At 71.3% G+C, this 25,126-nt stretch carries 17 protein-coding genes; 9 read left to right on the forward strand and 8 right to left on the reverse strand.

Annotated elements, in window-relative coordinates:
- Positions 1 to 15: 15 nt before the first annotated feature.
- The 4 genes from WMF17_RS26035 to WMF17_RS26050 form a co-directional block, all read right to left on the reverse strand.
- Positions 16 to 1,989 carry a hypothetical protein gene (locus WMF17_RS26035; protein ID WP_437643848.1) on the reverse strand — a complete coding sequence of 658 codons (1,974 nt, stop codon included), beginning with the start codon at positions 1,987 to 1,989 and terminating at the stop codon, positions 16 to 18.
- 444 nt (positions 1,990 to 2,433) lie between these two features.
- Positions 2,434 to 3,594 (reverse strand): hypothetical protein, encoded by a 1,161-nt coding sequence (locus WMF17_RS26040; RefSeq protein ID WP_437643850.1) that lies wholly within the window; start codon positions 3,592 to 3,594, stop codon positions 2,434 to 2,436.
- Entirely contained in the window at positions 3,591 to 4,274 is a 684-nt protein-coding gene (locus tag WMF17_RS26045; RefSeq protein ID WP_437643852.1) for an RNA polymerase sigma factor, read from the reverse strand. Before WMF17_RS26045 ends, WMF17_RS26040 begins: the two co-directional genes overlap by 4 nt.
- Positions 4,275 to 4,333: 59 nt before the next feature.
- The gene (locus WMF17_RS26050) at positions 4,334 to 5,488 is read right to left on the reverse strand and encodes a hypothetical protein (RefSeq protein ID WP_437643854.1); all 1,155 of its coding nucleotides are present in this window, start codon (positions 5,486 to 5,488) and stop codon (positions 4,334 to 4,336) included.
- A 175-nt stretch (positions 5,489 to 5,663) separates the two neighbouring features.
- Here WMF17_RS26050 and WMF17_RS26055 point away from each other — a divergent pair, with 175 nt between their 5' ends.
- From WMF17_RS26055 to WMF17_RS26065, 3 genes are all read left to right on the forward strand, one after another.
- Entirely contained in the window at positions 5,664 to 6,041 is a 378-nt protein-coding gene (locus WMF17_RS26055; protein WP_437476619.1) for a hypothetical protein, read from the forward strand.
- A 77-nt stretch (positions 6,042 to 6,118) separates the two neighbouring features.
- Positions 6,119 to 6,727, forward strand: coding sequence for a DUF4166 domain-containing protein (locus tag WMF17_RS26060; protein ID WP_437595851.1), 609 nt, complete (start codon positions 6,119 to 6,121; stop codon positions 6,725 to 6,727).
- Positions 6,724 to 7,260 carry a hypothetical protein gene (locus WMF17_RS26065; RefSeq protein ID WP_437595852.1) on the forward strand — a complete coding sequence of 179 codons (537 nt, stop codon included), beginning with the start codon at positions 6,724 to 6,726 and terminating at the stop codon, positions 7,258 to 7,260. The genes WMF17_RS26060 and WMF17_RS26065 overlap by 4 nt, the downstream gene beginning before the upstream one ends.
- A gap of 30 nt (positions 7,261 to 7,290) precedes the next feature.
- On the opposite strand, the gene WMF17_RS26070 is transcribed toward WMF17_RS26065, so the two are convergent.
- The 3 genes from WMF17_RS26070 to WMF17_RS26080 form a co-directional block, all read right to left on the reverse strand.
- Positions 7,291 to 8,169: a carbohydrate ABC transporter permease gene (locus tag WMF17_RS26070; RefSeq protein WP_437643856.1), complete on the reverse strand. Its 879-nt coding sequence runs from the start codon at positions 8,167 to 8,169 to the stop codon at positions 7,291 to 7,293.
- 1 nt (position 8,170) lies between these two features.
- Positions 8,171 to 9,103 (reverse strand): carbohydrate ABC transporter permease, encoded by a 933-nt coding sequence (locus WMF17_RS26075; RefSeq protein WP_437643858.1) that lies wholly within the window; start codon positions 9,101 to 9,103, stop codon positions 8,171 to 8,173.
- 85 nt (positions 9,104 to 9,188) lie between these two features.
- The gene (locus tag WMF17_RS26080) at positions 9,189 to 10,592 is read right to left on the reverse strand and encodes an ABC transporter substrate-binding protein (RefSeq protein WP_437643859.1); all 1,404 of its coding nucleotides are present in this window, start codon (positions 10,590 to 10,592) and stop codon (positions 9,189 to 9,191) included.
- 470 nt (positions 10,593 to 11,062) lie between these two features.
- Here WMF17_RS26080 and WMF17_RS26085 point away from each other — a divergent pair, with 470 nt between their 5' ends.
- From WMF17_RS26085 to WMF17_RS26095, 3 genes are all read left to right on the forward strand, one after another.
- Positions 11,063 to 12,343 (forward strand): isochorismate synthase, encoded by a 1,281-nt coding sequence (locus WMF17_RS26085; protein WP_437643860.1) that lies wholly within the window; start codon positions 11,063 to 11,065, stop codon positions 12,341 to 12,343.
- A gap of 82 nt (positions 12,344 to 12,425) precedes the next feature.
- The gene (gene pabB, locus WMF17_RS26090; protein WP_437643861.1) at positions 12,426 to 14,594 is read left to right on the forward strand and encodes an aminodeoxychorismate synthase component I; all 2,169 of its coding nucleotides are present in this window, start codon (positions 12,426 to 12,428) and stop codon (positions 14,592 to 14,594) included.
- 85 nt (positions 14,595 to 14,679) lie between these two features.
- A complete protein-coding gene (locus tag WMF17_RS26095; RefSeq protein ID WP_437643862.1) occupies positions 14,680 to 16,836 on the forward strand; it encodes an anthranilate synthase component I in 2,157 nt (718 codons plus the stop codon).
- Positions 16,837 to 17,072: 236 nt separating this feature from the next.
- Here WMF17_RS26095 and WMF17_RS26100 read toward each other — a convergent pair whose 3' ends face one another.
- Positions 17,073 to 17,342, reverse strand: coding sequence for a hypothetical protein (locus tag WMF17_RS26100; RefSeq protein ID WP_437643864.1), 270 nt, complete (start codon positions 17,340 to 17,342; stop codon positions 17,073 to 17,075).
- 404 nt (positions 17,343 to 17,746) lie between these two features.
- On the opposite strand from WMF17_RS26100, the gene argG reads away from it, so the two are divergent.
- From argG to WMF17_RS26115, 3 genes are all read left to right on the forward strand, one after another.
- A complete protein-coding gene (gene argG, locus WMF17_RS26105; RefSeq protein WP_437595861.1) occupies positions 17,747 to 19,099 on the forward strand; it encodes an argininosuccinate synthase in 1,353 nt (450 codons plus the stop codon).
- Positions 19,100 to 19,388: 289 nt separating this feature from the next.
- On the forward strand, positions 19,389 to 19,751 hold the full coding sequence (locus WMF17_RS26110) for a phage holin family protein (protein ID WP_437643866.1): 363 nt from the start codon (positions 19,389 to 19,391) through the stop codon (positions 19,749 to 19,751).
- Between the two features lie 279 nt (positions 19,752 to 20,030).
- Positions 20,031 to 25,118: an AAA family ATPase gene (locus WMF17_RS26115; protein WP_437643868.1), complete on the forward strand. Its 5,088-nt coding sequence runs from the start codon at positions 20,031 to 20,033 to the stop codon at positions 25,116 to 25,118.
- Positions 25,119 to 25,126 lie beyond the last annotated feature (8 nt).

The following is a 25,126-nucleotide window of genomic DNA, read 5'->3' on the forward strand; positions in this document are numbered from 1 at the left end:
CGGCCGCTACCGCCGTCAGAGCGACGCGTCGAGCCGGTCGAGCACCGCCCGGATGACCGGCGTGTAACCGTAGTCGCCGTTGTCGCTGAGCGGATCGCTCGTCTGCGCCGGGCAGATCGAGCCCGTGATCCCCTGGTTCCCGAGGCTCCGGAGCAGCTGCAGCTCGCGGATGCCCGGGTACGCCTTGGCCTTGTACTGCGTCGTCGTCCGCGGGAGCGGCGCCGCCGGATCGTTCATGTCCTCCGGCACGCACAGCGGATTGTCGATGGTCTGGCCCCCGACCTGTATGCAATCGCAGCTCTGGTTCGTTCCCTCGCAGCTGCGCTCCTCGACGTCGAAGAGGCAAGCGTACTGGAGATCGCCGGCGCCATCCGGCAGGATCGTGTACTCGCGGCCGTTGATCGCGTTCCATCCCGTGGCGTTCGGCGGGACGATCGGGTCGCCGGTGATCGGGTTCGTGCCCGAGCGCGGCGTTGCCGACTCGATCATGAACGGGTCCGCGGGCGGGACGTGGTTCGCCGGATCGCCGAGGATGATGTCCCAGGTGTTTTTGGAGCTGCCGGTCACCCGCGCGTTGAGCTCGGCGGCGCTCTTGAGCCCGCCGACCGGATTGCCCTGATCGTCGAGGCCCTGCGAGAGATCGGGGGCGCCGCTTGCGTCCTGGCGCGCGAGGTCCTGCCACGGCACCCCGAGGATGCCGGTGAAGATGACGTGCTGCGGCCCCCGGGTCAGCGCGCTGCCGCCCTCGAGATCCGTAAAGAGCGGGTTCGGCACGAGCTCTCCGGTGCGCGACGGCACGAGCGGCGACGAGAGCGCCTCGAAGTACCGCTCGATCGGATAGAGGAAGTCGAACCCGAAGCGGCGCTTCTGGTCCCAGCACCGGCTGTTCACCGGGTCCTCAGCCACGGAGAGCCTGGCGGGGTAGCCATCGGAGCCCGTGCAGGCCGGTTCCAGGGGGCAGCCTGTCTGGTCCTGGCTGCAGGACCTGCAGCATTCGTGGTTCGGGTCGATGGCGCACTCGCTCCGCGGCCGCCACATCCTGAAGCCCCCGGTCTCGGCGACGACGTAGTTCCTGCCTTCGTCCCTGATCGAGCAGTCGTTCTCGTCGGAGAGCATCACGATGAGCACGAGCGAGTCCGGCCGGAGAAAGGCCCTTCGTTGGTCCAGGAGCGTCTGGTCGACCCCTATCGGCGTCGCGACCTTGCTGTCCCTCGCGATCTCGAGCCTCTCGTACGGCTCGGGGTCGGCAAGGAAGCGATACATGCTCTCCAGCGGCGCCTCGAAGCCGCACCCCGCCTGCCCGACTCCATCCACGATGGCGCCGAGCTTGCTGTGGAGCGTCGCGACATCGGAGTCTCCTGCCGGGTCGTGACTTCCGGCCGGGTCCCACACGAGGAAGCCCTTGTCCTGGTAGGTCGGCAGATCGTTCGTTCCGCTCCCGTCATGGGAGCGCGCGAGGAGGTGGGCCATGTCGACGTTCGAAGTGGACGTCGACGCAGGGCAGGCGCCCGATCCGTGGCCGCCGAGGCTGCTGCTGATGACGCCGATGTGCATGTCGTGCACCGGGTTGCGCACGCGCGAGGAGCCGGCCGGGCATGTGTCGAACCCTGTCGCGGGCTGCTCCGACTCGCCCACCGGCTCGCCGGTCGGGGACACGCAGACGGGGTTGACGATATTGAACACGAGGTCGGCGGTCGCCAGCCGCAACATCTCCTGCTTGTCCGCCATCGAGCCGGAGTTATCGACAACGAAGAGGACGTCGACCTTGTCCGGCGTGAACTCCGGCCAATCCCAGCCTCCTGCGCCTGTGCTGCTGCCGCCGCTTGTGCTTGTGCTTGTGCTGGCGGGGAAGTCAGAGCCGCCGGTGCCATCGCCGCCGCTGCCGCCGGCTCCCGAGCCCGACGTCGAGCTGGTGTTCGCGTCGCCGAGCGAGATATCCACTTGACATGCGGCGAGCGACACGGCGCTCCCGACGAGAATTGGCGACATGGTTCGTAGTAGCTTCGATGACATGGCTCCTCCATGAGCGGCGCCGAGAGCCGCCTGCGAAGACCTGCTGTGACCCAGCATGAAGGGACGCTCGCCCGCTTCCCCATTTCAAAAAATTCATCTCCGCTAACGAATCCCCGAGCCCCGCCGTCTCCCTCGCATCCCGCCCAGCCCCCAAGACGCGCCTCTCCCCCGCCGCCCGCTCTCAATCTCTTCCGCCCCGCTCTGGTACCGCGGGCCAGAACTCCTGCCAGGGCTCTGCCTCGCGAGCGAAAAGAGATTTCAACGCAAAGGCGCAAAGGCGCAAAGGCGCAAAGGCGCAAAGGCGCAAAGGCGCAAAGGCGCAAAAGAACAAATCTCGTTCATTTTTGCGTCTTTGCGCTCTTGGCGTCTTTGCGTTGAAATCTCTCTCCGGATCCCTGGCCGGACTCCTGGTGGGTGGAACTAGTGGGTGAAGGAGTGGAGGCGAGAGACGTGGGGGCTGGACGGGTAGGCGCGGAGGAAGGCCGAGGCGCGCTGCGCCGCGGCCGCGCGCTGGCCGCTGTGCCAGAGCGCCTCGATGGTGAGCGCCTCCCGCTCCTGCGCCAGCGCGCCGCCCGGGAAGCGGAGCCGCGCTTGCTCGGCGATCATCAGCGCGCCGGCGGCGTTGCCGCGCCGGAGCGCCGCGCGCGCGTCGGCGAGGAGCGTCAGCTCCTCGCCGAGCCGGCTCTCTCGAAGGGCCGGCGGGCTGGGCGCGCCGTCCGCGAGGGCAGCGCCTGCGGATTCCACCGCGGGCGCTGCCTCGGCGACCTCCGCCTCGTCTGCGGGCGGCGCGCTCGCGGCGTGCTCCTGCCGCGGCGCCTCCGGCTTCGGGGGTGCCGCGGTCGTACGGGGCCTGGCCGGTGTGATCCGCCTGGCCGGCAGCGGCACCGCGACCGGCGGGGCCACCTGGACCGGTACAGGCGCCTCGGCCGGCGGCGCCGCCTCGGTGGGCGAGCGCGCTTCGGCCGGCGGCGCCGCCTCGGCGTACGCCGCCGTCTTCTGCGCCGGCGCCGCTGCGGGCGCGGAGGCCGGCGGCGCGACGGCCGGCGCGACCACGACGACCTGAGCCGGCGGCGCCGCGCTCGGCGGGGCCACAACGGCATAGCTGACGAGGAACAGGACCCCGCAGGCGGCGCCAAGGAGCATCGACTTCACGATGCCCGCAGCGCCCGCGGCTGCGGCCACCGCGGCCGCTGCGCTGGCGGCACCGGCGGCGCCCGCACCGGCGGCGCCCGCACCGGCGGCGCCCGCACCGGCGGCGCCGAAGCCTGCGGCCGATGCCACCTCGCCCGCGGACGCCGCGGCGGCCATCTCGCCCGCGGACGCCGCGGCGGCCACCTCGCCGGCGCCGCCCGCGGCAGCGCTCGCCGCGCCGCCCGCGTTCGCCGAGAGCGCCCCTCCCCCCGCGCCCTGGATCCCGCCGAGGGCGGCTGTTCCGGCGAGGCCGAGCTGCGCGGCCATCGCGGCCCACACCTGCTCCTGCGCGCCGTCGGGTGGGTCCGCCGGCGGAGCAGCACGGAGGAGATCGCGCTCCGTCTCGAGCGCGCTCACCTCGGCATCGAGCCAGCGCACAGGATCGCTCATCGCTCCCCTCCCGCGCGCTTCCAGATGGATCGCTGCTCGACCCCCGGCAGCGGGACGAGCAGCGAGGAGGGCCCTGGCGGCGCCGGCCCCCGCTCCAGGGCCGGGAGCCCGGCGTCGACGGCCGCCGCCTTCAGCACGGGCTGCGACTTCGTGGCCGGGGCCCCGCCCACGTGGAACCGGTCGCGCGCGTTCAGGCGCGTGACGGCGCGGCGGAACGCGTCGCGCGCGAGGCGGAGGCGCGAGTAGACGGTCCCCAGCGGGACGTCGAGCAGCTCGGCGACCTCGTCGCCGCCCATGCCGTCGAGCTCGAAGAGCGTGAACACGGCGCGTTGCTCGAGGGGCAGCTCGTCGAGGAGGGTCTCCAGCAGCGCGATCGCCTGGCGCCGCTCCGCCTCCGCGCCGACGTCGACCCGGTCGTCGGCGCAGTCGAGCAACGGCTCGTCGTCGTGAGCGCGCCGCCTCATGTGAGCGAGCTTGCGCCGGTCGCGGGCGACGTGAAAGCAGATGCTGTACAGCCAGGTCGTGATCTTCGACCTACCTTCGAATTCGGGCAACCGGCGATGGACGACGAGGAAGACGTCCTGAACCGCGTCGGCGGCGTCGCTCTCGGGCACGCCGAGGCGCCGCAGCGACCGCCACACGAACCGGAAGTGCTGCGCATAGACCTCTCCGAAGGTCATTCTGTCCTGCCGCTCTTCGCCATGCTCACCCCGTCTGTGGAGGGTCTCCGGCCTCGCCATCAGAAAATCGACACGCGGGCGCTCAGGCCGACGAGCAACCCCACCGGGGAGGGGTCGAGCGCGGGGTCCTCGATCACGGCGGCGCCGGCGTCGGTGCCCGAGCGGCGCTCGACCGTGATGCGCGCCCGCACGACCGGCGCGAGGAGCGTGGCGCGCGCGGCCCAGCCGAGCGCGTGCGTGCGCGTGCCACCGAAGAGGGTCCCTTCCGCGATGGCCGAGCCGCCGACGGCGAGCCAGGGCGCGGAGGCCTCGCGATCCTGGACGAACCCCTTGCCCGTGCCGTGGACGGCGCCGAACAGCGAGACCGCGCAGGCCGAGAGCCGGGTGCCGTCGAGCTCGCCGAGGATCCTCGCGCAACCGCGCGCGGTCGCGGCGACGAGCCCGACGGAGACTGCGCCCGACGTGAGCTCGATGTCCTGGCGCGGCAGCCACACCGCGCCGAGGCCGGCGGACCAGGCGCTGCGCCGCAGGGAGATGTCGGCCGTCGCGGCCGGCCGGAACGGATCGAGCATGCCCACGGTCCCCGCGGCGCCGAGCTCCAGCGAGACGTCCCCGCGCGGTGCCTGACGCGGCGGGCGCGGCGACGAGGGCGCGACCGGGGCCGGCGCGGGGGCGGGGGCGGCCGGGGCCGGCGCGGGTGGAGGCGCCGGCTTGCTGTCGAGCAGGATGGCGACGGTCAGCGCCACCGCTCCGACGAGCTCGTCGCAGGTCGCTCCCGCTTCGGACGAGAGCTGCCGGGCGCGGCCTCCCGCCTGGAGGACAGCGGTGTACGTGGAATCGGCGCGGAGAAAGTGGACCTCGAACTCGGGAGCAACGCCGGATCTCGCGGAGGCGCCTTCCGGGGCGCTGCCAGCGCCTTCCGGGGCGCTGCCAGCGCCTTCCGGGGCGCTGCCAGCGCCTTCCGGGGCGCCGCCGGCGCCTTCCGGGGCGCCGCCGGCGCTCGCAGGCTCCAGGGCGCGCCGGTTCATCACCTGTTCGACCGCAGCGGCGAGCGACGGCGCGTCGGGGCAATCGGTCGCCGAGGGCGTCCGGTGGACGGCGAGCCGAGGGAGCGGCGGGGCGGCCGATACCACGCGCGGCGAGCCGAGGGGAAAGGCACACAGGGCCAGGACGACGCAGAGCGCGCCCCGACGCGAGAGACGAAGGCAGGTCACGGGCCTCCCATTAGCGCAAGGAACGGCGCAAGCGGAGTTAGGACGCGCCGGCCCCGGCCATCTTGGGCCGGCGCGTTGCGATCTCGCGCGATGACGCGGCCGGCCCGATCCGCCCTGGCCAGGCCGACGCGGGTCGCGAGCACCGCGCGCGCAGGATCGGATAGAGTGGCGCCCCATGAACTCCTACGATCTGGTTACGTGCACGAGCTGCTACGGCGAAGGCGAGATCAACACCGACTCCGGCCCCTTTCTGTGCAAGGACTGCAACGGCAACGGCCGCATCTTTCCGACCGGAGAGCAGATCGAGGAGCGCATCCGCGAGATCGAGGTCGAGCTGGAGCGTCACCCGCTGGAGGCGCGGCCGGAGACCCGGTGGCTCGTCTTCGAGCTGCGGCGCACGCGCAAGCTGCTCTGGCAGATCCGGTCGCTCTGCGAGGAGACCGACGGCGACGCAGAGAGCGCGCTCATCGTCAAGGTCCGCGATCTGGCCGACGCGGCCGTCGCCCCGAGGAGCCCCGCGCTGCCGCGCGAGATGCTCCCGGAGGACGGCTGACGGCCGATCCCGCCGGGGAGCCGAGCCTCGGCGAGGCGTCCTCACGCACCTGTCCGGTCGCGACGCGCGGTGTCCTGATGCTTGCTCTTTACCCTGCCCTCCTCGGCCCCGCGTGGGCTGCGCTCGCGCCGCCGGTCCAGGACCTCCACGCGGGCGGCGCGCGCGCCCGCGGCCGCTTCCGCGTGCGTCGCGGCCGCGGGCTCGCGGCGCGCCTGATCGCCGCCCTGCTGCGCATGCCGGAGGCGGCGGAGGACGTGGCCGTGACGCTCGCGGTCGAGCCGGTGGGCGACGGCGAGCGGTGGATCCGCACCTTCGGGGGCCGCCTGCTCTGCTCGTCGCAATGGCGCTCGGGGGATCTGCTGGTGGAGGCGATCGGCCTCATCCAGTGCTGGTTCCGGCTCCGCGCCGAGGGCGGAGCGCTCGTGTTCGAGCAGGCCCGGTCGACGTTCGGGCTCGGCGGCTTCGGGCTGCCGCTGCCCCGGTGGCTCGCCCCGCGGGTCGAGGCGCGGGCCGAGCCCCTGCGCGGTGAGGTCCGCGTCGACGTACGGATCTTCGCGCCGATCGCCGGCCTGCTCGTCGCGTACGACGGGCGCGTGGCCGGCGAGAAGCGCGGCGCGACCCCCTCCGCGCGCGCCGGCGCGCCGCCGCCGGGGGCCGGAGCGCCATCGCCGGAGCCCCGCGCGTGATCACGGCGCTCGTGCTCCTCGCCGTGCAGGGCGCGCTCGGCGCGTTCGACACGCTCTACTACCACGAGTGGCGCGCGCGCCTGCCCGGCGGCGTGCCCGGCACCGCGCCCGAGCTCGTCCTCCACGGCGCCCGCGATCTCGTGTATGCGGTGCTCTTCGCCTCCCTGCCCTTCGTGCGCTGGGAGGGGCTCGCCGCCTGGCTGCTCGCGGCGCTCCTCCTCGTCGAGATCGCGATCACGCTCCGCGACTTCGTCATCGAGGACACGGTCCGCAGGCCGCTCGGGGGCGTCTATCCGGGAGAGCGGGTGATGCACGCCGTGATGGGCATCGTCTACGGCGCCGCCCTCGCGCACCTCCTCCCCGAGCTCCGGCGCTGGTCGCTCGGCGCCACCGGTTTTTCCCGCTGGGAAGCGCCGCTCGCCCTCCGCGTGATCCTGCCGCTCATGGCCGCCGGCGTGCTGCTCTCGGGGCTGCGCGACCTCGGCGCCGTCTACGGGCCTCGCTGGCTCCGCTTCCCCTGGGGGCGCGCGTGATCCGCGAGCGCCCGCGCCGCGCGGGCCCCTTCAGCCCTTCACCGCGCCCGCCGTGAGGCCCGCCAGGATCCGCCGCTGGAAGACCAGCGTCAGCACGACAAGCGGCACGGTCACGACGATGGACGCCGCCATGGTCTGCCCCCAGGGGATCTCGTAGAGCCCGCTCGTCGTCGTCGAGAACGCCTGGATCGCGTAGGTCACCGTGCGCTTGTCGGGCGTCTGGGTGAACGAGAGCGCGAACAGGAACTCGTTCCAGGCGGCGATGAAGGCGAGGATGCCGGTCGTCGCCATCCCCGGGACCGAGAGCGGCAGCATGATCCTGGTGAACACCTGCCACGGCGTCGCGCCGTCGACGTAGGCCGCCTCCTCGATCTCGCGCGGGATCGCCTTCAAGAACCCGGTGAGCACCCACACCGTGAAGGGGAGCGTGAAGATGAGGTACGTCAGGACCAGCGCGGGGAGCTGGTTGTAGAGGTTGAAGAAGTTGATCATCTCGAACAGGGCGCCGAGGACGGCGATCTGCGGGAAGATGGTCATCGCCAGGACGATGTAGAGCACGGCGCTGCGCCCGCGGAACCGGAACCGCCCGAGCGCGTAGGCGGCCAGGGAGCCGATGGCGAGCGAGACCGCCGTGACCGAGACGGCGACGATCACGCTGTTCATGAGCGCCGTCTGGAACTCGCCGTTCTCCAGGACGAGGCGGTAGTTGTCGAGCGTCGCGCGGCCGGGCCAGTAGCGGACCGGGGTCGTGAAGAGCTCGTCGTCGGGCTTGATGGAGGAGACGAACGCCCAGACGAACGGGAAGATGGTGAACCCGACGACCGCGGCGACGAGCAGGTAGAACAGGGCCCGCAAGGCGCCCTGTCCCGGCGAGCGCCGCCCCCCGGAGTCCCGCGAAGAGCCCTTCATCTCACGCCTCCTCGGTGCGGAACACCGCGAGATAGATCATGATGAACACGGCGATGATCATGAACAGGGCGACGGAGATCGCCGAGCCGTATCCGATGTTCGAGATGCTGACCAGCGTCTGCTGGGCGTACGTCGCCATGGTCTGCATGTCCGGCCGGTTGCCGAACATGACGAAGAAGATGTCGAACACCCGGAGCGCGTCGAGCGTGCGGAAGATGAGCGCGACGAGCATCGAGGGCTTGAGGAGCGGCAGGGTGATCCGGGTGAACTGCTGGAGCGCCGTCGCGCCGTCGACCCGCGCGGCCTCGTAGAGATCGCTCGGGATGAGCTGCAGCCCGGCGAGCAGGAGGAGCGCCATGAACGGCGTCGTCTTCCAGACGTCGATGACCGCGACCGCCCAGAAGGACACGTCGGGATCGGCGACGAAGGCGACGTTGCGCTCCAGGACGCCGAGCCGGTTGACGAGGAGATCGTTGAAGACGCCGTAAACGTCGTTGTACATCCACTTCCACATCTGGGCGGAGATCACGGTCGGTATGGCCCAGGGGATGAGCATGGCGGCGCGCACCGCCGAGCGCCCCTTGAACTGGGAGTTGACGAGGAGCGCCACGCCGAGCCCGAGGGTGAGCTCGCTCAGCACGGTGACGACCGTGAAGAGGACCGTGAGCAGGACCGCGTCGTGGAAGTAGCTGTCCTGCGCGAGATCGACGTAGTTCTGCGCCCCGACGAACCTGGCCGGCTCCCCCGTGCCGAGGCGCGCGTTCGTGAAGCTCAGGTAGAACGTCTCGGCCAGGGGGTAGAGGGCGACGAAGGCGACGACCACGAGCGTCGGCAGGAGGAACAGCCAGGCGCGCCGCTGCCGCCGCTTCTCGAACGACGCGCTCGCCGCGCGGGGCGCCGCGCTCGTGGCCTCTGGGTTCGCCGGCGTGCTCATGGGGTGATCCGTTCTCGCGGGGTGGTGTGGCCGGGAGATCTCGTGCGCGGCGCGCCGCACCCGAGATCGACGCGATGGAGCCGTGTCAGCGGAGCGCGCGCGTGATGCGCTGCTCCACCTGCCCGAGCACCTCCTTCGGCTCCTTGCCCTGCAGGACCTGGCTCACCCCCTGGAAGAACGCGATCGACGCCTCGTTGTACCGGGCGCCGGTGCTGTTCGAGGGGCGCGCCACGAGCGTGATGTCCTTCGCGTTCGCCAGGAAGGGCAGCGACTTCACCACCTCCGGATCCTGCTGCACCGACGGGATCGTCGGGATGAACGAGCCCGCGGTCGCGCGGAATTTCTGCGCCTCGGGGCTCGTCATGTAGCGGACGAGCTCGATCGCCGCGTCCTTGCTCGGCGAGAACTTCGAGACGGCGAGCTGCCACCCGCCGACGGTGCCCGCGCTCTTCTGGCCGGGCTCGTGCGGCAGCGGGCCCGCCCCGAACTTGCCCTTGATCGGCGACCTCTCGGCGTTGCCCGCCGCGTAGGCATAGGGCCAGTTGCGCATGAAGGCGGCGTTCCCGCCCTGGAACGTGTTGCGGGCGTCCTCCTCCTCGTAGCTCGTCACGCCGGCGGAGGAGATCGAGCCCACCCAGCCCTTGGCGCGCGCGAGCGCCTTCTGGGCGCCCGGGTTGTTCACGGTGATCTTGCCGTCATCGATGATCGCGCCGCCGCCGTGCGAGGCGATCCACTCCAGCGCGTTGCAGGTCAGCCCCTCGTAGGCCTTGCCCTGCCAGACGAAGCCGAGGAAGTTCGGATTGCTCGCCCGCTCCCCGTCCTGGATCTTCTTCGCCATCTGCTCGAGCTCGTCCCACGTCTCCGGCGGCTTCTTGTAGCCGTATTTCTCCAGCAGATCGGTGCGGTGGTAGAGCAGCCCGAAGTCGGTGAACCAGGGCATCGCCACGAGCTTGCCGTCGACCGTGTTGTTCCGCACGATGCCCTCGATGTGCGGCTTGGCCGCCTCGCCGAGCTTCTCGTTCAGGTCGACGAGGTTCTGCGCGAAGGCGCCGGGCCAGATGACGTCGAGCATCAGGACGTCGACGTCCCCGGACTGCGCCTGGAAGAGGCGCTGATAGACGGCGTAGGTCTCGGTCGCGTCCTTGGGCCTCGGGATGATGGTCACCTCGATGCCTGTGTCCTGCTGGAACTGCTTGATCATCACCCTGTCGAGCTCGGCGCCCACGCCCAGCGGCTCGCTGTAATACTTGAGCTTGCTGCCGGCGTATTTCTTCGCCTCGGCGGCGTTCGGCACCGCGGGGGGCTGCGCCTTGATCGCGCTGTCGCCCGGCGCCGCTGCGACCGCGGCCGCGGTCGTGGCGGCGGCGGGAGGGCGGCTATCGCCCGCGGGCGGGCTCTTGTCGCCGCGGCAGGCGCACAGCCCGACGACGAAGAGAAGGAGCGCTGTGGCTCGCCACGCGCGGAGGTCATGCTGCCGAGTGAGGTCCATCGCAGGATCCCTTCTGAGCTCAGTTGTGAGGAGTTTCCACATGTACGAGGCCGGAGCTGTCGTGACGCGCCGCTCACGAGCGCCGCGAAGGTGAAGCCCGCGGCAGCATCGAACGATCGCGCGCTCCGAGGCAAGGGTTCGCACCGCATCGGTGCGTCAACACCGCGGGCGAGAGCCCACGGATCACAGATGGGACGGAGCACGGCGCGCTGCTGGCGATGGCGCGCCGGATGACCGACCGCGCGGCCGCGACACGGCGCTTGGCGAGCGCGACAGGAGGTGACGACGCGCACGGGCGCGCGCGCGGGCGCGGGCTGCTTTGCGCTTGCGGAGCCTTTCCGGAGGCGGTAGAGCCGATGCTGCGCGGCCGGCGCTCGCGATCCGGCATGGTGCCGCGGGCTCTCGGCCTGCTGTTCCAGGCGGGTCCTGCCGAGCAGGGCGAGCTCAAACCGGTCTGCGCACGGCGGTGCATGACCCCCCTGACGCTCTCCTCTCCGGCCGATGCCCCTCGCCTTGCGGCGCGGCTCGTCGCCCGCACCATCCGGCTCGATGCTGACACGCTCGCGAGGATGCCCGGCGGCATCTCGTCGCTCGCGGGAGACAGCGCGCGCGTCTGGCTGCACCCCAGCGCGCAGCTGATCGCGCACGGGGTCGCCGCCCGCCTGGAGCTGCCGCAGGGCATCGAGGGCGGCGTGGCGTGGGTCCAGGAGGCGCTCTCGTCGGTCGCCACCTCCGACGCCGTGGGCCGCCCCGGCTGCGGCCCGGTGGCGCTCGGCGCCCTGCCGTTCGAGCGGACGGAGCCCGCCGCGCTCATCGTGCCGGCCCAGGTCGTCGGCGTGGCGCCCGACGGGACCGCGTGGGTCACCACCATCGGCGAGGGCGCCGCCCCCGCGCCGCGCCTTTTGCCGGCCGAGGGCCACCGGCGCTCGCCCGACAGCTTCACGCTCAAATCGGCGCTCCCGCACGACGAGTGGTGCGGGCGCATCGCGCGAGCGGTGGCCGACATCCAGCACGGGGATCTCTCCAAGGTCGTTGTGGCGCGCGCGGTCGACGTCGAGGCGAACCGGCCCATCGTCGTCGAGGAGGTCCTGCGCCGCCTCACCGCGCTCTACCCCTCGTGCGCGATCTTCCACTTCGACGGTTTCCTCGGCGCGAGCCCGGAGCTCCTGCTCTCGCGCCGCGCGCGCGCCGTCTCGTCGCACCCGCTCGCCGGCACCTACGCCGTCTCGGCCGACGTCGACGCCGACCGCCGGTTCGCCGAGGTCCTCCGGAGGTCGGCCAAGGACCAGCGCGAGCACCGCTTCGTGGTGGAGGCCGTGGCCGCGGCGCTCGCGCCGGAGTGCGCGTCGCTCGACGTCCCGAGCGAGCCGTCGATCCTGAGCCTCCGCAACGTGATGCACCTCGGCACGTCGATCCACGGCGACCTCAGGGAGACGGCGCCGGACGCGCTCACGCTCGCCGCGCGGCTGCACCCGACGCCGGCCGTGTGCGGCACCCCGCGCGACGCGGCGGAGGCCTGGCTGGCCGCGCACGAGGGCATCCGCCGCGGGCTCTACGCGGGGCTCGTCGGCTGGGTCGACGCCCGCGGCGACGGCGACTGGTTCATCGGCATCCGGAGCGCCACGGTCGACGGCGCGCGCGCGCGCATGGTCGCGGGCGTCGGGGTCGTCGCCGGCTCGAGCCCGGAGGCCGAGCTTGTCGAGACGCAGCTCAAGCTCCAGGCCATGCTCGCCGCCATCATCCGCCCCTGATGCCAGGGCCGCCCGGGCCCCTCACCCGCGCCGCCGGGGCCGCGCTGACGGGCTCCGCGCGGGCCCGAAGGGGAGCTTCGCCGTGAAGACACTCCTCATCGACAACTACGACTCGTACACCCACATCCTCGGTCAGTACCTCTGGGAGGTGAACGGCGAGGAGCCGATCATCGCCAGGAACGACAGCCTCTCGCTCGCCGAGATCAGGGACCTGGCGGTCGACAGCATCGTCATCTCGCCCGGCCCTGGCCGCCCCGAGCGCCGGGCCGATTTCGGCGTCTGCATGGAGGTGATCGAGGCGCTCGCCGACACGCCGATCCTCGGGGTCTGCCTCGGCCACCAGGGGCTCGCCGCGCGCTTCGGCGGGCGCGTCCAGCACGCCCCGCGGGTGATGCACGGCAAGGTCACGGAGGTCGAGCACGACGGCACCGGCCTGTTCGAGGGCGTGCCCAGCCCGTTCGAGGTGGTGCGTTACCACTCGCTGATCGTCGGCGACGACGCGCTCCCGGCGGAGATCGAGGTGACCGCCCGGACGCGCGGCGACGGGCTCATCATGGCCCTCAAGATCAAGGACCGGCCGTTCCACGGCGTGCAGTTCCACCCCGAGTCGATCGGCACGGAGCACGGCAGGAAAATTCTCAGCAATTTCCGTGATATAGCCGCACGCGCGGCGCGCGACCGGAGGGCTCCGGCGCCCGGCGGGCGCGCTCGCGCGCTGGGCGCACGCGCGCAGGCGGGTGCGCCGGAACGCGGCCGCGTGCGTCACCTCCGGCTCCCCTGGGTCGACCCCGAGCGGGCCTTCGCCGGGCTCTTTGCCGCGGCCCCGTGCGCGTTCTGGCTCGACTCGAGCGCGCCCGGCCGCGACGGGCGCTTCTCGTTCATGGGGAGCGCGACCGAGGCCATCGAGAGCCACGGCGCCGCGGTGACGCGATGGAGCGCCGGCTGCCCGGGGGGCCTGCTCACCCCGGCCCTGTCCGAGGGGAGCCCGTTCGCGGCGCTCCGGCGGGAGCTCGCGTCGGTGGCGCTCGAGCCGAGCGGCTTGCCCTTCCATTTCACCGGCGGCCTCGTCGGCTACCTCGGCTACGAGCTCAAGGAGCACCTCGGCTTCGGCGCGTCCGCCCACCCGCGCCGCGCGCTCCCGGACAGCGCGATGATGATCGCGCGGCGGCTCCTCGCCTTCGACCACGTCGAGCGCGCGGTGTACGCGTGCGCGATCGGCGCGCCCGGCGCGGACGAGCCCTCGCCTCCCTCGCCTCCCTCGGCTGACGCGTGGCTCGACGAGATCGCGGCGCGCCTCAAGGGCCTCCCGGCCCTCCCGGAGCCGGTCCTCCCGCCCGTCCCGGAGGGCTTCGCCGATCGCGTCGCGCTCTCCCAGCGCCTCTCGCGCAGGGAGCACCTCGACGCCGTCGCGGCCATCCTCGGCGAGATCCACGAGGGCGAGACGTACGAGGTGTGCCTCACCAACGAGTTCCATGCGCGGACCTCGCTGGACCCGTTCGCCCTCTACCGCGTCCTGCGCCGCACGAACCCCGCGCCGTTCTCGGCCTACCTCAAGCTGCCGGACGGCGCGGTGCTGTCGTCCTCGCCGGAGCGGTTCCTTTCGGTGGACCGGGAGCGGCGCGTGCGCAGCGAGCCCATCAAGGGGACGCGGCCGAAGGGCGCCACCGAGGAGGAGACCCTGGCCCTGCGCCGCGATCTCGCGACCAGCGAGAAGGACCGCTCCGAGCTCCTCATGATCATCGACCTCGTCCGCAACGACCTCAGCCGGGTCTGCGCCATGGGCTCGATCGAGGTCGAGGAGCTCCTGCGGATCACGGAGCACGCGACCCTGCTCCAGCTCTCCTCGGTCATCACGGGCGCCCTGCGCGAGGGCCGGGGCGCCCTCGACGCGCTCGAGGCGTGCTTCCCCGGCGGCTCGATCACCGGGGCGCCGAAGCGCCGGACGATCGCGATCATCGACGCGCTGGAGCGGCGTACGCGGGGCGTGTACACGGGCAGCATCGGGTACCTCGCCCACGAGGGCCCCATGGACATGAACATCGCCATCCGGACCCTCGTCGCCGACCGCGAGGGGGTCAGCTTCGGCAGCGGCGGCGCGGTCGTCGCGGAGTCGAGCGCGGAGGCCGAGTACGAGGAGGTCCTCGTCAAGAGCTTCCCCCTGCTCCGCGCCATCTACCTCGCGGAGCGCGTCGCGGACGCCGGCCGAGCGTCCGCGCGGTGCGCCCAGGCGACGGGCGCGCCGCGCCGATGACGTGCCCGGCGGACACGCGCGGGCGGCGAAGAAGCGAGTGCGGCGCGCATGCCGCACCGCGTATACTCGCCGCGCAGAAGGAGACGTGGCCTTGAAACGAGACAGCAACATCACGCAGAGGGGGGTCACGGTGCGTCGAGAGGTCGAGGACCTCGTCGTCGACGGCGCGATCCAGCCCATCGTCGAGGCGCTCGACAGCCACCTCGGCGTGGTCCTGGCGTCGAGCTACGAGGTGCCCGGCCGGTACACACGCTGGGACATCGGCTTCATCAATCCCCCGCTCGTGCTCGTCTCCCGGGGCCGCGACTTCCGGTTCACCGCGCTGAACGAGCGCGGGCGGGTGATCCTGCCGGCCATCGACGAGGCGCTCCGGAATTTCGACGCGGTCGCGGCCGTCGAGCGCCGCGCGGACGAGGTGATCGGCGCGGTCCGGCAGCCGGGCGAGCGGGTGCCGGAGGAGCTGCGCAGCCGGCAGCCGTCCATCTTCTCGGTGCTGCGGCGGATGATCGAGCTCTTCGGGGTCCCGGGCGACTCGCTCTTCGGGCTCTACGGCGCGTTCGCGTACGATCTCGCCTTCCAGTTCGAGCCCATCCGGCTCCGCCTCGAGCGCCCGGCGGATCAGCGGGATCTCGTGCTCTACCTCCCCGACGAGATCATCGCCGTCGACCATCGCCGCGAGCGGGCGACGCGCACGCGCTACGAGCTCAAGTTCGGCGATCGCTCGACCGACGGGCTGCCGCGCGAGGGCGCGGCGCGCGCCTACGTCGGCGCCGATCGCGCGCCGCCGAACGAGTACGCGCCGGGCGAGTACGCCGAGCTCGTCCGGGTCGCGCGGGAGTCGTTCAAGCGGGGCGATCTCTTCGAGGTCGTCCCGGGCCAGACGCTCTACGAGCCGTGCCCCGTCGCGCCCACCGAGCTGTTCCACCGGCTTCGCGAGCGCAACCCGGCGCCCTACGGCTTCCTGATGAACCTCGGCGAGTCCGAGTACCTGATCGGCGCCTCGCCGGAGATGTACGTGCGCGTCGAGGGCAACCGCGTCGAGACGTGCCCCATCTCGGGCACGATCCCGCGCGGCAGCGACCCGATCGCCGACGCGGCGCAGATCGCGCGCCTGCTCGCCTCCGCCAAGGACGAGTCGGAGCTCACGATGTGCACGGACGTCGATCGCAACGACAAGTCCCGCATCTGCGTGCCGGGGAGCGTCCGCGTGATCGGGCGCCGCCAGATCGAGATGTACTCGCGGCTGATCCACACGGTCGATCACATCGAGGGGCGGCTGCGCGAGGGGTTCGACGCGCTCGACGCGTTCCTCGCGCACACGTGGGCGGTCACGGTCACGGGGGCGCCGAAGGCCTGGGCCATGCAGTTCATCGAGGATCACGAGCGCTCGCCGCGCGCGTGGTACGGCGCCGCGGTCGGGATCGTCGGCTTCGACGGCACCATGAACACGGGGCTCACGCTGCGCACGATCCGCCTCAAGGACGGCGTGGCGCAGGTCCGGGTGGGCGCGACGCTGCTCTACGACTCCGATCCCGACGAGGAGGAGCGCGAGACGCACGTAAAGGCGTCGGCGCTCATCGACGCGATCCGGAGGCCGCGCGGGGTCCCCACGACGGCTCCGGCGGCGATCAACCCGGTGCCGGGGGGCGGCCTCAAGGTGCTGCTCGTGGATCACCAGGACTCGTTCGTGCACACGCTGGCCAACTACCTCCGGCAGACGGGCGCCGAGGTGATGACGCTCCGCGCCGGCTTCCCGCACGAGGAGCTCGACGCCTACGCTCCCGATCTCGTGGTGCTCTCGCCCGGCCCTGGGACGCCGAGCGATTTCGATCTCTCGGGGACGCTCTCGGCGCTGATCGAGCGGCGGCTGCCCGTCTTCGGCGTCTGCCTGGGCCTTCAGGGGATGGTCGAGCACTTCGGGGGCAAGCTCGGCGTGCTCGACTACCCGATGCACGGCAAGGCCTCGAAGGTGCGCGTGCTGGGCGGGCGCCTCTTCGAGGGGCTGCCGCGCGAGTTCCACGCGGGGCGCTACCACTCGCTCTATGCGCTGCGCGACGCGCTCCCCTCTTCGCTGAAGATCACGGCCGAGACCGAGGACGGGGTCGTCATGGCGATCGAGCACACGGAGCTGCCGATGGCGGCGGTCCAGTTCCACCCCGAGTCGATCCTCTCGCAGCACGACAACGTCGGGCTGCGGCTCGTGTGGAACGCGGTCGCGGATCTGCGCCGGGAGCGGCGCTGAGAGCCTGAACCGGTTCAGACCACAAAATGAAAAAGCGCCGCCGGGGCCTCGGGGGGGGAGAGGCCACGCCAGCGACGCTGGGCTGCCTGAGAGCATCAGGCGTGCCATGCGTGATTCCGTCGTAGTCGCGCACTTCGCATGGATGTCCAGGGCGGTCGTTTCGCTTCTGCAAGCGCAGCGCTGCACACCTGCAAAGGCAGGGCGCCACGACGGCCCTGCGCGGCGCCCAGGAATGCTCAGGCCGGCGCCTGCGGGCTCTCGCTACGCCGCACAAAAACACCCTTGCTGTATGCCATGAAGAACCCGAGCCTCATGGCGTTGCGCTCCGTGGCGATACCGGGACTGGCGCTGATGCACGCCAGGTGGCGACCTCGCTCGCGCACCCGCTCCAGGCGGCGGACGATGAGCGCCTGCTGGACGATGAGCGCCTGCTGGATGCCGCGCTCGCGGAACCGGGGGAGCACCGAGGCGCCGAAGAGCGCGGCGCCGTCGCCGGCGATCTCCATGCTGCCGCCGCCGGCGGATGGGCTCGGCGTAGGCGACCACGGACGAGGTGCCGAGCGCCAGCCGGCGCTCCTTGAGCCGGGCGATCTCGGCGTACGACAGCCTCGACACCGGCCTGCTCGTCATCGGAATCGGAATCGGAATCGGAATCGGAGAGAGGCGCTCGCGCGACATGGTGTTCTCCATCCTAGTCCCCTAGTCCGCCGAGCGCGCCTCGTGCGGTCGTGCAGACGAGCACGAGCGCGCCGCCGGCGCCGCGACCAAGGGGCGGCGCCGCCGGGCGGAGACCGCGCGCCCGACCCGTCCCTGGGGAGCGCGCTCGGCTGCCGCCGGCGCCGTCCGGGGCTGCGCCGCCCCACGATCTCCGCTCGCGCGGCCGCGGGCGTTGCGGCTATGCTGCGCCGCCATGAGTAGGATCTTCCGTTCACTTCCCCCGGCCGGCACCCAGCTCGGCATCGCGTTCTCGGGCGGGCTCGACACGCGCTGTGCGGTGGCGTGGCTCGCGCGCAACGGGCTCAAGGTGCACGCGTACACGGCCGATCTGGCGCAGCCGGACGAGGACTCCCCCGGCGACATCCCGCCGATCGCCCTGCAGCACGGCGCCGTCTCCGCCAGGCTCGTGGACTGTCGCGACGCGCTCGTCCGCGAGGGAATCCTCGCCATCCAGTGCGGCGCCTTCCACCTCTCGACGGGCGGCAAGAAGTACTTCAACACCACGCCGCTCGGCCGCGCGGTGACCACGACCGCGATCGTGCGCGCGATGCGCGACGACGACGTCCACGTCTTCGGCGACGGCAGCACGCACAAGGGCAACGACATCCAGCGGTTCTATCGCTATGGCATCTTCGTCGACCCCTCGCTCAGGATCTACAAGCCCTGGCTCGACCCGAAGTTCGTGGGCGAGCTCGGCGGGCGCAAGGAGATGAGCGAGTACCTCGAGCGCCACGGGCTGCCCTACCGCATGGGGACGGAGAAGGCCTACAGCACCGACGCCAACGTGCTCGGCGCGACGCACGAGGCGAAGGATCTCGAGCACCTGAACACCGGCATCAAGATCGTCCAGCCGATCATGGGGGTCGCCTCGTTCCGGCCGGAGGTCGCCATCGAGGCCGAGACGATCACCCTCGGGTTCGAGCGCGGCGTCCCGACGACCATCAACGGCAAGCGCTTCGGCTCCCTGTTCGAGCTGTTCGTCGAGTGCAACCGGATCGGCGGGCGTCACGGGCTCGGCATGAGCGATCAGATCGAGAACCGGGTGATCGACGCGAAGAGCCGCGGCATCTACGAGGCGCCGGGCATGGCCCTCCTCCACGCCGTCTACGAGCGGCTCCTGTCCGCCATTCACAACGAGAACACCCTCGACGTGTACTTCACCCAGGGCCGGCGCCTCGGGCGTCTGCTCTACGAGGGCAAGTGGTACGACCCCGAGGCCATGATGCTGAAGGACGCGCTCTCGCGCTGGATCGCGCCCGGCGTGACCGGCGAGGTGACGCTCGAGCTGCGCCGCGGCGACGACTACAGCCTCCTCGACACGCGCGCCGACTACATGGCCTACGCGCCCGACAAGCTCTCGATGGAGAAGGTCGAGGAGGCCTATTTCACCCCCGAGGATCGCATCGGCGCGCTCGAGCTCCAGAACCTCTCGGTGACGGACAACCGCCAGTTCCTCATCCACCTCATCGAGAGCACGCAGGCCCTCGGCCCGGGCGGCGCCCCCGCCATCGGCGAGCTGCTCGGCGGCGACAAGCCGAAGCAATGAGCCGAGACGAGCGGAAACGATAGCTGAGCGGAGGCGGCGCGCCGCGGTGGTGGCCGGATTTGAACGTGAAGGCGGGAAGGCGGGAAGAAAAGATCAATGATCTTCTCGCCTTCCCGCCTTCCCGCCTTCATGTGAATCTCTCCGGGGCAAACTAGGCCACCACCCGCGCCGCGCTCTGACCGCGGCGCTCGCCCCCCGGCCCGCCAAGGTTGCGCCCGGCGCGCGCCTGGGTCACCAAGAACGTCCAAACCCGGCCCGCCAGGAGCGGCGCCGGCCCAGGGAGGTGGTCATGTTCAAGCAGTTCATCGTCCAGGCGCTCGCCGCGGGCCTCGCGGTCGTCGTCGGCGCCAAGCTCATGCCCGGCGTCCGCATCCGCAAGATCCAGACGGCGCTGGTCGTCGCCGGCGTCTTCGCGCTCCTCAACCTCCTGCTCGGCTGGCTCGTGAGCTTCCTCGTCGCCGTGGCGCTCCTGCCCGCCGCCATCCTCACGCTCGGCCTGGCCTATCTCTTCTTCGGCCTCGCCGTGAACTCGGTGCTGCTCTACGCGACCGACAAGCTCATCGACGATTTCGAGATCCGGGGGTTCGGGCCGCTCTTCGGGACGGCCGCCCTCATCTCGATCGCCGGGTGGCTCTTGCCGCGCCTCCTGTGACGCGCCCGGCTGAGCGCGAAGGTTGATCGACGCGATCGCTGCCCAGAGATCGAGGACCGGGCCGTAACCGGGCTGTAGAAGACCGGCGACCGAGCCGCCGGTCGGCCCGCGTCGCTTCGCGCGTGGGTGATGCATCGCGCTATCGTTGCTCCCCGGGCGACCCAAATGACGAGGGCGCACGCGCGGCGGGGCAACTGCACCATGCCTCATGGTGGGTTAAGACTCTTGACATACTCAACTTGGTGAGCTCCCATGCTTTGAACCAAAGGAGGGGCATTGGTGGAGCTGCCGCACTACACGCTGCGGGACAAGCTGTACGACAGCGCCGGACGGGTGCTGTACCGTGGCATTCGCGACGAGGATGGCATCCCCGTCGTCATCAAGTTCCTCAAGGACGAGCACGCGAACCCGCGCGAGCTGGCCAAGCTGCGACACGAGTTCAGCGTCCTGCGAGAGATCGACTGGCCAGGGGTCATCAAGGCGCACGCGCTCGAGGTGCATGAACAGAGCGCCGGGCTCGTCCTCGAGGACGTCGGCGAGACGCCGCTGAGCGGGCACCTGCGCGGCCGCGGGCTCGATCTCGCGCAGGCGCTCCACGTCGCTCGCGCGCTGGCGACGATCCTCGACGGCGTCCACGCGCACGGCGTGATCCACAAGGACATCAAGCCGGCGAACATCGTCGTGGACGACAGGTTGCAGAGCGTCCACCTGATCGACTTCAGCATCGCCACGCGCCTCTCGCAGGAGGCGCAGACGGCCCTGCGCCCCGACACGCTCGAAGGTACCCTCGCCTATATCTCGCCCGAGCAGACGGGGCGGATGAATCGAGTCGTCGACTACCGGACAGACTTCTATTCGCTCGGTGTCACCTTCTACGAGATGCTCACCGGGGTCCTCCCGTTCGACTGCACCGATCCCATGGAGATGGTCCACAGCCACATCGCGAGGACGCCGCTCGCACCGCACGAGCGCGATCCGACGATCCCCGAGATGGCGTCGATGATCGCGATGAAGCTGCTCGCCAAGGCGGCGGAGGACAGGTACCAGCGGGCAGAGGGGCTGGCAGCGGATCTCGAGCGGTGCCTCTCCGAATGGCAGCAGACGGGGAGGATCGCGCCGTTCGAGCTGGGGCGGCGGGACATCAGCGAAAGGCTCCAGATCCCCCAGAAGCTCTACGGGCGAGCGGCGGAGCTCGAGGCCCTGGTCTCGGCGTTCGATCGCGTGAGCGACGGGGCCGCGGAGCTCGTGCTCGTGACGGGGGCGGGCGGGATCGGCAAGTCGGCGCTGGTCCACGAGCTGCACAAGCACGTCGCCCGGCGCCATGGAAGCTTCGTCGCCGGCAAGTTCGATCAGCTCCACCGCGAGGTCCCCTTCGCCGCCTTCACGCAGGCCTTTCGGGCGCTCATCTCGCACCTGCTCGGGGAGTCGTCCGTCAAGCTCGCGGCGTGGAGGTCCGCGCTGGTCGAGGCGCTGGGCGCGAACGGGCAGCTGCTCGTCGACCTGATCCCCGAGCTCGAGCTGATCGTCGGCCCGCAGCCCGTGGCCGTCGCCCTCGGGCCCTCGGAGTCCCAGAGCCGCCTCAGCCTCTTGATGCAGAACTTCGTCCGTGTGTTCTGCTCGTCGTCGCACCCCCTCGTGCTCTTCTTCGACGATCTGCAATGGGCCGACGCGGCGTCGCTCTGGCTCTTGCGCCAGCTGCTCTCTGGGCCCGGGCGTGGGCACCTGCTCGTCGTGGGGGCCTATCGGGACAGCGAGGTGGACGGGGCCCACCCGCTGCGCGCCGCGCTGGAGGAGCTGCGCAAGCAGGGACTCGAGCCGTCCGAGATCGGGCTCCGCCCGCTCGATCTGCCGAGCGTGCGGCTGCTCCTCGCGGAGACGTTCAAGGAGAGCGAGGTCGAGCGCGTGGAATGGCTCGCCGCTCAGGCGATCGCGAAGACCGAGGGCAATCCGTTCTTTCTCTCCCAGTTCTTGATCGGGCTCCACGGCGCGAAGCTCGTGCGGCTCGACCGGGCCACGGGGCGCTGGGTCTGGGACGAGGCCACGATCGCGTCGGCGCCGGTGACCGACAACGTCGTCGATTTCATGGCCACGCGAATACAGGCGCTGGAGCCGAGCACGCGGCGCGTGCTCTCGCTCGCCGCGTGCATCGGCCACCAGCTCGACCTGACGACGCTGGCGACGATCGCGGAGCTGCCGCATGCCCAGACGGCGGTGGCGCTCTGGCCATCCCTGCGGGACGGGCTGCTCTTGCCGATCGGCGGAGACTACCGGCTGCTTCCTGTGGTGAACGATCCGGACGACCTCGATCCGGGCGCGCTGGCCAAGCTGGACGCGTCCTACCGGTTCCTGCACGATCGCGTGCAGCAGGCGGCGTACTCCCTCATCCCGGCGGAGGAGCGGGAAGATGTCCACCTCCGCATCGGGCGGTGCTTGCGCAGGACGCTCCCGGACGAGCCGCGGGCCGAGCTCGCCTTCGAGCTGGTCCGGCACCTCAACCTCGGCGCCGCGCGGATGCGCGACAGGGAGGAGCGCGCCGATCTCGCGCGGCAGAACCTCGCGGCCGGCCGCATGGCGAAGGCGGCGACGGCGTTCGCGTCGGCGGCCGGCCTCTACGCCGCGGGGATCACGGCGCTCGACGGGGGGAGCTGGGGAGAGCGCTACGATCTCACGTTCGCGCTGCACCGCGAGCGCGCCGAGTGCGAGTACATGGCGGGTCGCCTCGACGAGGCCGAGGCGCACCTGGACGGGCTGCTCGCCCACGTGCGCCACAGCGGGCAGCGCGGAGGGATCTTCGGGCTGCGGGTCACGCTCTACCTCGCCCAGGCGCGGTTCGCCGAGGCGCTCGCCGCGGGGCGCCAGGGCCTCGCGCTCTTCGGCATCGACGCGCCCGGGACGAGCGAGGAGACCCAGGCGGCCTGCGACGAGCTGCTCGCGACGATCGATGAGCTCCTCGCCGGCCGAGCGATCGAGTCGCTCCTCGACGCGCCCACGGTGTCCGACCCGGATCTCCAGACCTGCCTTCAGCTGCTCGCCGAGCTCAAGGTGCCGGCCTATTTCGTCGAGCCGGGCCTGTACTCGTACGTCGTGCTCAAGGCGGTTCATCTCTCGCTGTTGCATGGCAATTGTCGCTCGGCCGCGGACATTTTCGTCACGTTCGGGTTCTTTCTCTCTGGCAGCCTGGCCCGCTACGCGGAGAGCGTCCGTTTCGGCAAGCTCGCCCTCGATCTCACCGAGAGGTTCGGCGCGACGAGCGCCTCTCACAGGGTCTTCTATGTGCTCGGGTACCTGATGCCCTACGGGGAGCCCTTGCGCGCGGCGCTCACCTATTTCGAGCGCGCCAAGCAGCTCGGCCTCGAGTGCGGGGATCTCGTCCACGGCTCCGCGGCGATCGGGGAGCTCGTCGCCGCGACGCTCCGCGTGGGCGAGCCGCTCGGCAGGGTTCGCGAGGAGATCCAGCGCGGTTTCCTGGTCACGCGGCGCACGCAGGTCGTGCTGGCCAACGAGATGCTCACGCTCCTGCAGCAGGTCGTCGCCTGCCTGGAGGGCCGCACGGCGTCGCCAACATCGCTCAGCGACGACGTCGTCGAGGAGGAGGCCTGGGTCGCGCGCCTCACCAGCCTCGGGATGAACCACCTCCGGTTCTACCATCTCCTCACCAAGATGCAGCTCCTGTTCCTCCATGGCGACGCCGCCGGGGCGTTCGCCATGATCGAGGCCGCAGAGCAGTTGCGCACGGGCGCGTTCGGGCAGCACTGGCCGACGGAGCTCCCGTTCTACGCGGGGCTCATCCTCGCGGCGGTCTATCCCACCGCGCCCGCGGAGGAGCAGCCGCGCTTGCGCGAGGCGCTGGCCCGCCAGCAAGAGCGACTCGCGATCTTCGCGGACGCCTGTCCGGCGAACGCGCGGCACCAGCAGAAGCTCGTCGCCGCGGAGGTCGCCCGGGTCGAGGGCCGCCCCTCCGACGCGATCGACGCCTATGAGCAGGCCATCCAGCTCTCGCGCCAGCATGGCTTTCCCCATCACGAGGCGCTGGCCAACGAGCTCTGTGCCGGGTTCTTCATGGCGCGCGGACAGACCAGGGTCGCTCACGTCTACATGTCCGAAGCGCTCGGCGGTTACGCGCGCTGGGGCGCCGCCGTGAAGGTCGCCCAGATCAGGGAGCGGTACCCCTCCATGGTCCCGGCCCCGACGATGCTGCCGTTGAGCGCGTCGGCCGTGACGGCGGGGAGCACGACGAACGGGACGACCGGCGCCCAGCTGCTCGACGTCACCGCCGCGCTCCGCGCGGCGCAGGCCATCGCCAGCGAGATCGTGCTGAGCAGGGTGGTTCATCGGGTCATGCGCATCGTGCTGGCGAACGCCGGAGCCGAGCGCGGCTTCTTGATCCTGAATCAAGGCGCGTATCTGCGGGTGGAGGCGTTCCTGCAGGTCGGCCCGGACACCGTGCAGGTGGGGCTCAACACCCCGCTCGAGTCGCGCACGGATCTGGCGCAATCCGTGGTCCAGCTCGTCGCCCGCACGCTCGATCCGGTGGTGCTGAGCGACGCCCGGTACGACCTCCGGTTCGCCGGCGACCCCTACGTCATCGCCGCCCAGCCGAGGTCCCTCCTGTGCATCCCGCTGACGCACCAGGGGCGGCTGCGGGGCGTCCTCTACCTGGAGAACAACGTCGCCCAGGCCGCCTTCACCGAAGGCCGGATCGAGCTCTTGCAGATGCTCTGCGCTCAGGCGGCGATCGCCGTGGAAAACTCGCTGCTCTATGCCCATGTTCAGGAGGTGAGCGCGCAGCTCCAGGAGGCGAACCGAAGTCTGGAGAGGCAGGTCACCGAGCGCACGGAGGAGCTGCGCGACGCCAATCAGCACCTGCAGCATCAGACGGAGCAGCTCCACGTCTCCAATGGGCGCTTGCAGCACGAGCTGGCGGAGCGGGAGAAGGCCGAGCGCTCGCGCGCTGCCTTGCAGGGAGAGGTCATCCGCATGCAGAGCGATCTGCTGGAGGAGCTGTCCACGCCCCTCATCCCGATCACGAACCAGCTCATGGTGCTGCCCCTGATCGGCACGGTGGACAGACGGCGCGCCGAGCGGATGCTGCACACGATCTTGCAAGGCGTCGAGCGCCACCAGGCGCGCGTCGTGATCATCGACGTCACGGGGCTGAAGCAGATCGACGTTCAGGTCGCCGAGACGCTGATCCGCGCCACGTCGGCGCTTCGCCTGCTCGGCGCGAAGGCGGTCATCACGGGGATGCGGCCGGAGGTGGCGCGGCTGCTCGTGGAGCTCGGCGTGGATCTGAGCCGCGTGGAGACCCGCGGCACGCTGCAGAGCGGGATCGCGCGCGCGATCGGCGGCGTCGGGCCGCGCAGCTGAGCGGGGAA

Source organism: Sorangium sp. So ce362, assembly GCF_051519845.1.
Taxonomy (GTDB): domain Bacteria; phylum Myxococcota_A; class Polyangia; order Polyangiales; family Polyangiaceae; genus Sorangium.

Coding starts and splice junctions, on each gene's coding strand:
- WMF17_RS26080 (WP_437643859.1), bottom strand. CDS start 10,592: ATGGACCTCACTCGGCAGCATGACCTCCGCGCGTGGCGAGCCACAGCG.
- WMF17_RS26055 (WP_437476619.1), top strand. CDS start 5,664: ATGAACTCCTACGATCTGGTTACGTGCACGAGCTGCTACGGCGAAGGC.
- WMF17_RS26100 (WP_437643864.1), bottom strand. CDS start 17,342: ATGGAGATCGCCGGCGACGGCGCCGCGCTCTTCGGCGCCTCGGTGCTC.
- WMF17_RS26045 (WP_437643852.1), bottom strand. CDS start 4,274: ATGACCTTCGGAGAGGTCTATGCGCAGCACTTCCGGTTCGTGTGGCGG.
- WMF17_RS26035 (WP_437643848.1), bottom strand. CDS start 1,989: ATGTCGCCAATTCTCGTCGGGAGCGCCGTGTCGCTCGCCGCATGTCAA.
- WMF17_RS26110 (WP_437643866.1), top strand. CDS start 19,389: ATGTTCAAGCAGTTCATCGTCCAGGCGCTCGCCGCGGGCCTCGCGGTC.
- WMF17_RS26075 (WP_437643858.1), bottom strand. CDS start 9,103: ATGAGCACGCCGGCGAACCCAGAGGCCACGAGCGCGGCGCCCCGCGCG.
- WMF17_RS26060 (WP_437595851.1), top strand. CDS start 6,119: ATGCTTGCTCTTTACCCTGCCCTCCTCGGCCCCGCGTGGGCTGCGCTC.
- WMF17_RS26040 (WP_437643850.1), bottom strand. CDS start 3,594: ATGAGCGATCCTGTGCGCTGGCTCGATGCCGAGGTGAGCGCGCTCGAG.
- argG (WP_437595861.1), top strand. CDS start 17,747: ATGAGTAGGATCTTCCGTTCACTTCCCCCGGCCGGCACCCAGCTCGGC.
- WMF17_RS26085 (WP_437643860.1), top strand. CDS start 11,063: ATGACCCCCCTGACGCTCTCCTCTCCGGCCGATGCCCCTCGCCTTGCG.
- WMF17_RS26070 (WP_437643856.1), bottom strand. CDS start 8,169: ATGAAGGGCTCTTCGCGGGACTCCGGGGGGCGGCGCTCGCCGGGACAG.